At 69.1% G+C, this 1444-nt stretch carries 3 protein-coding genes; 2 read left to right on the top strand and 1 reads right to left on the bottom strand.

The window, feature by feature from the left end:
* Window positions 1-98 precede the first annotated feature (98 nt).
* Together I71_RS35455 and I71_RS01085 are read left to right on the top strand one after the other, a co-directional pair.
* Window positions 99-446 (top strand): FAD-dependent oxidoreductase, encoded by a 348-nt coding sequence (locus I71_RS35455; RefSeq protein WP_199902077.1) that lies wholly within the window; start codon window positions 99-101, stop codon window positions 444-446.
* A complete protein-coding gene (locus I71_RS01085; protein ID WP_244433540.1) occupies window positions 379-1245 on the top strand; it encodes a LysR family transcriptional regulator in 867 nt (288 codons plus the stop codon). The genes I71_RS35455 and I71_RS01085 overlap by 68 nt, the downstream gene beginning before the upstream one ends.
* Window positions 1246-1252: 7 nt before the next feature.
* On the opposite strand, the gene I71_RS01080 is transcribed toward I71_RS01085, so the two are convergent.
* Window positions 1253-1444 (bottom strand): response regulator (locus I71_RS01080; RefSeq protein WP_042688942.1); only part of this gene is annotated, 192 nt, incomplete at its 5' end.

The raw sequence follows: 1444 nt of genomic DNA, 5'->3' as shown, positions 1-1444 counted from the left end.
GATCTCGACTCGATCATGTGCCGCGGCATCTGGTGGTGGTCGGCGGCAGCTACCTTTGGGTGGAATTCGCCCAGATGTACCGCCGCTTCGGGGCCTAGGTGACCGTGGTGGAGAAGGGGGAGCGGCTGATCTCGCGCGAGGATCCCGACGTCTCCGACGCCATCCGGGAGCTGCTGGAGAGGGAAGGCGTGACGGTCCGCCTGAAGGCCGACTGCATCCGCTTCGCCCGCCATGCCGACGGCGTGGAGGTCGGGGTGAACTGCGCATCCGGCACTCCCACGGTGGTGGGAAGCCATGTGCTGCTGGCGGTCGGCCGCACGCCCAACACCGACGATCTCGGCCTCGGCCGCGCCGGCGTGGCTGAACGCCTTCGTCGCGGTGGCCCGTGCCCGCGGCTTCCGCGAGGCCGCCAAGGGAAACAACGTCAGCGCTTCGTCCCTCAGTGAAGCTGTGCGCCGGCTGGAGGGCCAGCTCGGCGTCAGGTTGTTCAACCGGACCACACGCAGCGTGGTGCCGACGGAGGCGGGCGAACGCCTGCTGGCCCGGCTGGAGCCGGCCCTGCGCGAGGTCGATGCCGCGCTCGACGTGGTGAACGGTTTCCGCGACCGGGTGGCGGGCACGCTCAGACTCAATGTGCCGGTCAGCGTGGCGCGGCTGGTCCTGCCGTCGATCCTGCCGGCCTTCCATGCCGCCTATCCCGAGATCCGGGTGGAGGTGATGGGCGAGGACAGCTTCGTCGACGTGTTTGCCGCCGGATGCGACGCCGGCATCCGCTACGACGAGCGGCTGGAGCAGGACATGATCGCGGTCCCCATCGGCCCCCGCATCCAGCGTTTCGCGACCGCGGCATCCCCCGCCTATCTCGACGCGCGGGGACGGCCGGAGCATCCACGCGACCTGATGGCCCACAGCTGTGTGCGCGGCCGTTTTTCCAGCGGCTCCATGCCGCTTTGGGAGTTCGAGCGCGATGGGGAATTGATCCGGCTCGACACCACCGGACCGCTGGTGGTGGGTCCGGGCGGCATCATGGACCTCGCCATCGAGGCCGCCGTTGCCGGCGTCGGGATCGTTCACCTGTTCGACCAATGGCTGCGCCCACAACTGGACAGCGGGGCGCTGGAACCCGTTCTCGAATCCTGGTGGCCGTCCTTTTCCGGCCCGTTCCTCTATTACCCCGGACGGCGTCTGGTGCCGGCCCCACTGCGGGCCTTCCTGGATTTCATCAGGACCGTCCCGGTTGCCTGACAGACCGTCACCCCGGCAGCATGGCCGCCAGCTGGTCGGCGATCTGGTGCGGCGAGAAGGGCTTGCGCAGCAGCCGCACGGCCTCGCCCAAATCCGGGGTGTCGGCATAGCCGGTGACGATCAGCGCCGGGATCCCCGGACGCAGCTGCCGGACACTCCGCACCACGTCGACTCCATTCATGCCGGGCATGGCGAAGTC

Origin of the sequence: Azospirillum sp. B506 (assembly GCF_000333595.1) — a bacterium.
GTDB lineage: Bacteria > Pseudomonadota > Alphaproteobacteria > Azospirillales > Azospirillaceae > Azospirillum.
The sequence above is the reverse complement of the archived record's forward strand: the minus strand, read 5'-3'. Positions and strand labels throughout refer to the sequence as shown.